A 6679-nucleotide genomic window follows, 5' to 3' on the forward strand; every position below is an offset into this window, starting at 1 on the left:
GCAGAGTGCGCAATCGGCAGATGCGCCGGCCTCCGGTGGAACGCCGTGTCGTGCCGGCGCCGGAATAAGCGGTCTCCAACTTCGGGAAGACGGCCTAGGGTGCCCAGCGTGACGACGATCGAGCGTGCCCCGGACTGGTCCGGTGAGCAGTGGCAGACGCAGGCCCGGTCCTGGGTCGACGAGCAGTTGACTCGCGCGGGTCGGCGGGTGACCGGGCCGGTGGAGCCGCGGGTCCGTCCCTGGTCGCTGGTGTGGCGGGTGCCTACCGACGGTGGTCCGGTCTGGTTCAAGGCCAACAATCCGGGCACGGTGCACGAGGCGGCCCTGATCGCGACGTTGGCGCGGCTCACGCCGGAGCGGGTGCTGACCCCGATCGCGGTGGACCCGGAACGAGGCTGGTCGTTGCTGCCCGACGGCGGCGAGTCACTGCGCGACCTGCTGGGCCGCGACCCGGACCTGACGCACTGGGAGCAGGCCCTGCCCGGGTACGCCGCCCTCCAGTTGGCCACCGCGGCGCACGCCGACGAGCTGGTCGCCTCCGGCGTACCGGACCATCGGCCCGAGGTGCTCGCCGACCTCTTCGTCGAGCTGCTCGACGACCGCGCGTCGCTGTTGCTCGGCGCGGAGGAGGGGCTCAACCCCGAGGTGTACGACCGGCTGCGGGCGGAGGTGCCGTCGTACGCCGAGCGGTGCCGGCGGCTCGCCGGATTCGGCATCCCGGCCACCGTGCAGCACGACGACCTGCACGACGGCAACGTCTTCGCCGGCCCGGGCGGTTACCGCTACTTCGACTGGGGGGACGCCTCGGTGGCGCACCCGTTCGGCACGCTGCTGGTGACCCTGCGCTCCATCGGGCACGCCAGGAAGCTCGCCGCCGACGACGCCCAACTGGTTCGGTTGCGCGACGCCTACCTGGAGGCGTGGACCGACCGGTACGACCGCCGGACCCTCGTCGAGGCCGCCGACCTCGCGATCGGCCTGGGGCCGGTGAGCCGGTCGCTGTCCTGGCGTCGGGCACTCGACACCGCCGAGGAGTCCCGCGCCGAGTACGCCGACGCGGTCCCGGGCTGGCTGGAGGAGCTGTTCGCCGCCAGTCCACTTCAGCCCAACTCCTGACCATGATCCGTCCGAGTCGGAAGTCGGACAGGCAGTGCGACAGGCGGCGTGGAACTTCCAAAAATCCCGCGTGACCCACGTCACCCAGCAGGGGACGTCGTTGGGCACGTCATGGACGTCTTCTCCCGAACGTTCCTCCCGGCCGCCGCCGAGGCTGGCCTGGCCGTGCAGACGGTGAGCCGGCACATGCCGGTCTTCCGGCGCTGCGTCGGCTCCGGTGACGCCACCATCCTGGTCACCCGTTGCAGCCGCCCCGACCGCCCGGTCACCGGCGACTACCTCCTACTGCTCACCCACCGCCGCCTCGTGGTGACCCAGCAGACCCGCCTCCTGCACCGACTGCGCCTGCACCTCAACACCGAGTTGCGCGAGCTGAGCAACGTCACCTGGAGCCCGGACCCGCGGCTGCAGTCGGTCGAGATGGCGGCCACCGCGATCGACGGGATCCGTGAGCGGTTCCTGATCCGGACCAGTCACCCGAAGCAGGTCTGGCAGCTCGACGCGTTGCTCAACCAGGCGTTCCGGACCCGCCTGCGGCCACCCGGCGCGCGGGTCGTCGCCAGCATCGGTGACGCACCGGCCGTCGCGCGGCCCGGCATGTTCGCCCCGTCCTGGTGAGCTGACACCCGACCTTCGCCGCGCCTTTACCGAACTCGAACACGCGCCGATCGCGCCGAGCCTTCGCCGTCGGCAATCATGGGCCGGTGACCGTCGAACCGCCGCACCGCGGGCTCGTCCTCGTCGTGGAGGACGAGCCGGCAATCGCCGACCTGGTCCGGCTCTACCTCACCCGGGACGGGTTCGGCGTCCACCTGGAACGTGACGGCGAGGCCGGTCTGAGCGCGGCCCGCCGGCTGCGCCCGGTGGCCTGCGTGCTGGACATCGCGCTGCCGGGCCTGCCCGGCACCGAGATCTGCCGCCGGCTGCGCGAGGCCGGCGACTGGACCCCGGTCATCTTCCTCACCGCCCGCGACGACGAGGTGGACCGGATCGTCGGCCTGGAGTTGGGCGCCGACGACTACGTCACCAAGCCGTTCAGCCCACGGGAACTGGTCGCCCGGGTGCGCGCGGTGCTGCGCCGATCCGCCGGCGGCCCCGAGGGCGCGGACCGGCCACGGGTCGTCGGCCCGGTGACGCTCGACCCGGGCCGCCGCACGGTCACCGCCGCAGGCGCCCCGGTGCAGCTCACCTCCACCGAGTTCGACCTGCTGGCCCACCTGATGGCCCGGCCCGGCCGGGTCTTCACCCGGGAGGAACTGCTGGCCGGGGTCTGGGGCTACGCGGCGCACGCCGGCACCCGGACGGTTGACGTGCACGTCGCCCAGGTGCGGGCGAAGCTCGGCCCGGCGAGCGTGATCCGGACCCATCGCGGTGTGGGGTACGCGGTCGGTGCCTGACCACCCCGGGCGCGTCGAGTCGCCGACCATGGCCCTGCCGGTGGTCGGCGCCACCCCACCGGCCGCACCTCGACGCGGCCGGCTCGGCCGTACGCTGACCGCCCGCGCGGTGCTCGTCACCTGCGCGGTGGCGCTGGTGTCGGTGCTGGTCACCGCCATCGTCGCGGTGCCATTGGCGATCCGTGGCGCCGAGCGGAGCGAGCAGGAGGCGCTCGCCGCCCAGGCCCGGCTCGCGGCCGAGGTGCTGCGGACCCGCCTCGACCGGGGTCGCAGCGCCGACGAGGAACGGCTCATCCAGCAACTGCGCGACCAGGGCATCGACGCGTACCTGATCCGGCGCGGGGCGGTCGACCGGGCGGGGCTGCCACCCCGGGTGGTGCAGCGGATCGGGCAGGGCCGCAACGTGTCGGCTCGTCGCTCGGTCAACGGTGAGCGAGCCCTGGTCGAGGGTCGGGCCCTGCCCGGCGGCAACGGGGTGGTGCTCTCCCGTCCCCTGGCCGACGGGCTGTGGGCCCGGGTGCTGCTCAGTCTCTGGTTGCCGTTGCTGGCCGGGTTGACCGCCGGCGTGGTGGCCGGGCTGCTGCTGGCCCGCCGGCTGGCCCGGCCGATCCGCGTCGCGGCCACCGCCGCCGCCCGGCTACGGGCTGGAGACCGCGCCGTCCGGGTGCCGGTCGAGCCGCCGGACGAGGTCGCCGACCTGGCCGAGGCGTTGAACGGGCTGGCCGCCGCACTGGCCACCAGCGAGGGACGACAGCGGGAGTTCCTGCTCTCCGTCTCGCACGAGCTGCGCACGCCGCTGACCGCGATCCGGGGGTACGCCGAGGCGCTCGCCGACGGGGTGCTCGGTGCCGACGACACGGTGGACACCGGCCGGACGATGCTTGCCGAGGCCCAACACCTGGACCGGCTGATCGGTGACCTGCTGGCACTGGCCCGGCTGGAGGCCGCCGACTTCCCCCTCGAACCGGTGCCGGTGGACCTGACCCAACTGGCTCTGGACGCGGAGCCGACCTGGTCCGGTCGGTGCGCGGCGGTGGGCGTGCCGTTCCGGCTGGAGACGCCCGGTCAGCCGGTGCCCGCGTACACCGATCCGGGGAGGATCCGGCAGGTGCTGGACGGGCTGTTGGAGAACGCGCTGCGGGTCGTACCCCCGGGGTCGCCGGTGGTGCTCGCGGTCCGGCCGGCTGGCGCGGACCCGGCGCACGGCGGCGTGTTGGAGGTCCGCGACGGCGGGCCCGGCTTCACCGACGACGACCTGGCGGTGGCCTTCGAACGCGGTGCGCTGCACGAGCGGTACCGGGGGGTGCGCAAGGTGGGCAGCGGACTGGGGTTGGCGCTGGCCGCTGGGCTGGTCCGTCGGTTGGGCGGGGAGATCGCCGCGGGGCACGCGCCGGAGGGCGGTGCCGCCTTCACCGTCCGGCTGCCCGGCGATCCTTACCTGACCCGAACATCGGTCTGACGCTCCGCTCGTCGTTGCGGGGGAGGCTGAGGGCTCCACGGACGAGAGGGAGAGTCATGCCACGTTGGGGTATCGCCACCGGCACCACGGCACTGCTCGCGGCGGTCGCGCTCGGCGTCAGCGGCTGCGGCGCGGCCGAGGTGGCCAGCCAGCCCGCCCGGGACGTCGCCGTCGAGGTCGCCGCCGCCATGGGGGTCGAGGGTCAGGCGTTGGCCGCGATGGGCTTCGACGCCGACGACCTGGACGTGCGGACCGTCGCCGCACCGGCCACCCCGACGCCGGGTGCGTCCCCCAGCGTCAAGGAGAAGGCCCGGGACAAGCGCGGCGAGGAGTGGCGCAAGCGCCGCCAGGCCCGCGTGCTGCTGCGCAAGAACACCCTGCACGGTGAGGCGGTGGTGAAGACCAAGGACGGCGGTACGCAGACCGTCGCCGTGCAACGCGGCGAGGTGACCGCGATCGACGGTGACTCGATGACCGTCAGGTCCACCGACGGCTTCACCATGAGCTGGACCTTCGGCGACGACCTGCGGGTGGTCGAGCGGCGGGCCACCGTGCAGCCGAGCGAGGTCAAGGTCGGCGCGACGCTCGGCGTCGCCGGCGCGAAGGACGGCGACAGGGGCGTGGCCCGGCTCGTCCTCATTCCCGGCGGCAAGTGAGCGAAGGGGCCCTGGTCGACGCCAGGGCCCCTGCCCTCGTCAGAAGACGCGGGAGCCGATGAAGTCAACAGACCCGGTTGGCGGCGGTACGGCCGGCTTCTGGTTCAGCGGCCCGGCGGGAGGGCGTAGCCGACGTAGCCGTGGAACTCCAGCCGCCAGCCGGCCGGGACGAGCTTGGCGCAGGCCGCCTCGCTGCCGGTGCAGACGATCGCGTCGACCGAGGAGGGGTCGGCCGGCGGTCGTTCCGGCAGCACCGACTGCAACGCCACCAGGTCCGGTGAGTCGCCGTCGGGCTGCCGCAGCAGCAGCCACCACGGGTACTCCCAGTTGTCGTTCTGCTGCACCAGCCCGATCCGTCGCGCACCGCTGTCCTGGACCGCGGTCGCCGCCCAGCGGAACTCGTCGGCCCACTGCGGGCGGCGCAGGAACCGGGTGTCCCAGCCCGAGGTGGTGAAGACCGAGCCGGCACCGACCAGCCGGCGCGGGAAGCCGTACGACAGCGCGAGCACTCCGGCCAGCGCCGAGGTGGCCAGCACGGTGACCGCCGCCACGGTGGCAACCGTTCGACGTCCACCCGCGCGGTTGCGCAGGAGCGCGTCCAGCCAGAGGCCGGCGAGGGGTACGGCGAGCACCACGGCGTAGAGCAGCAGTCGGTTGCCCCACGGCTGCCACTTGATCATCGCGGTGTGCAGCAGCACGGCGGTCAGCACCACCACGGCGTACGCCCGCAGCGACCCGGCCCGCTCGGCGGCGACCCGCCGTGGTCGGGCGAGGGCGATCACCGCGCCGATCACCGCCAACGCCCCGGCCAGCGGAAACGCCACCCGGTCCTCGTCCGGATACCAGGCCGGCTCCGGGAAGAGCTCCCGACCGAAGGTGATCGCACGGTCCTGCGGGTCGACCCCGATCGCCTCGGCACCGCTGACGATCACTTCGGCCCCGGCCCGACGCAGGGGCGCCAGCGGCGTGTCGAACGCGGTGTGCCCGATCCGCAGCGCGTTGACCACTATCGACGCCGGGTCGTGCCGCTCCATCGGGATCGACTCACGCAGCCGGGGTGGCCCCAGCGGGTGCCCGAACTCGGCTGTCACCCGGGCCAGGAACGGGCCGACCACCACGGCCGCGACCACCAGGATCAGCACCGAACCGCCGACCGTGCGGGCCAGCCCGCCGACCGGCCAGGACCGCCCACCCCCACCCGCCGCAGGCGTGCTCGCCGGTGTCGATTGACCGGTCCGGGCCAGTCTCAGCTGGGCCAACCCCCAGAGCACCAGCAGCGGGCCGACTGCGATCAGGCCGCTGGTCTTGGTCACCGCGGTCAACCCGGTGGCCGCCCCCAGCCCGAGCAGCGTGCCCCAGCCGGTCCGTCGACGCAGCCCGTCCAGTGCCAGGGTCGCCGCGCAGGCCACCCACGCCGCGCAGATCAGGTCGGTCTGCGTGCTGGTCGCCTGGAGCACCACCATCGGCGTGGTCGCCAGCACGAACGCGGTGAGCAACTGGGCCCGCCGGCCGCCGCCGAGCTGCGCGGTGATCCGTGCGGCCACCAGGAGGCAGACCACTCCGGCCGCCCACTGCACCAGGTTGTGCAGGGAGTCCCCGCCGGTGAGCAGGCGCAGGTGCAGCAGCAGGTACTCCGCCCCGGGCGGGATGGTCACCTGCCGGTGGATAGCGGTGGGCCAGAAGTCCAGGTCGCCCTGGGCAACCCAGTGCTCCACCTTTGGCAGGTGGTACGTCTGCGAGTCGAAGTTGTTCGGCTCGGCCAGCAGCGCGACCAGCAACTCCACCAGGACCAGCCCGCCGATCGTGCCGGCGAGGAGCCGTTCGCCCGGTCGGGCCGTACGCCAGGTGTCGACCGCCGCGGCGATCAGGCCGGCCGACCCCCGGTCGGCCCGGGTCGGCGCGGGGTCGGGCTCGCCGCGCTCGGTGGTCGGGACGGACACGTCGGGGCCGCCACCGGACACCACCGCGCCCACCGGAACCGGCTGCGGCGCGGCGCTGACTGGAACCGGCGCGGCACCGACCGGCACCGGTGCGGCGGGCGGCTGCCCGAG

General features: G+C 73.9%; 6 protein-coding genes. 5 read left to right on the top strand and 1 reads right to left on the bottom strand.

Translation table 11 applies throughout. The features are described from left to right. The first annotated feature begins 108 nt into the window (after nt 1–108). From PSH25_RS30710 to PSH25_RS30730, 5 genes are all read left to right on the top strand, one after another. Nucleotides 109–1116 carry a phosphotransferase family protein gene (locus PSH25_RS30710; RefSeq protein ID WP_238662380.1) on the top strand — a complete coding sequence of 336 codons (1008 nt, stop codon included), beginning with the start codon at nt 109–111 and terminating at the stop codon, nt 1114–1116. 111 nt (nt 1117–1227) lie between these two features. Next, nucleotides 1228–1734 (top strand): hypothetical protein, encoded by a 507-nt coding sequence (locus PSH25_RS30715; protein ID WP_238662381.1) that lies wholly within the window; start codon nt 1228–1230, stop codon nt 1732–1734. An 86-nt stretch (nt 1735–1820) separates the two neighbouring features. After that, entirely contained in the window at nt 1821–2513 is a 693-nt protein-coding gene (locus PSH25_RS30720) for a response regulator transcription factor (protein ID WP_238662382.1), read from the top strand. Beyond that, on the top strand, nt 2506–3972 hold the full coding sequence (locus PSH25_RS30725) for a sensor histidine kinase (RefSeq protein WP_238662383.1): 1467 nt from the start codon (nt 2506–2508) through the stop codon (nt 3970–3972). Before PSH25_RS30720 ends, PSH25_RS30725 begins: the two co-directional genes overlap by 8 nt. Nucleotides 3973–4028: 56 nt before the next feature. Further along, a complete protein-coding gene (locus PSH25_RS30730) occupies nt 4029–4628 on the top strand; it encodes a hypothetical protein (protein ID WP_238662384.1) in 600 nt (199 codons plus the stop codon). Nucleotides 4629–4732: 104 nt separating this feature from the next. Here PSH25_RS30730 and PSH25_RS30735 read toward each other — a convergent pair. After that, nucleotides 4733–6679: ArnT family glycosyltransferase (locus PSH25_RS30735; protein ID WP_238662385.1), on the bottom strand; the 1947-nt coding region annotated here is incomplete at its 5' end.

Source organism: Micromonospora foliorum (assembly GCF_022229015.1).
Lineage (GTDB): Bacteria > Actinomycetota > Actinomycetes > Mycobacteriales > Micromonosporaceae > Micromonospora > Micromonospora foliorum.

Bases quoted from the DNA above. Each gene is read 5' to 3' on its own strand.
- PSH25_RS30715 (WP_238662381.1), top strand. From the start codon at position 1,228: ATGGACGTCTTCTCCCGAACGTTCCTCCCGGCCGCCGCCGAGGCTGGC.
- PSH25_RS30730 (WP_238662384.1), top strand. From the start codon at position 4,029: ATGCCACGTTGGGGTATCGCCACCGGCACCACGGCACTGCTCGCGGCG.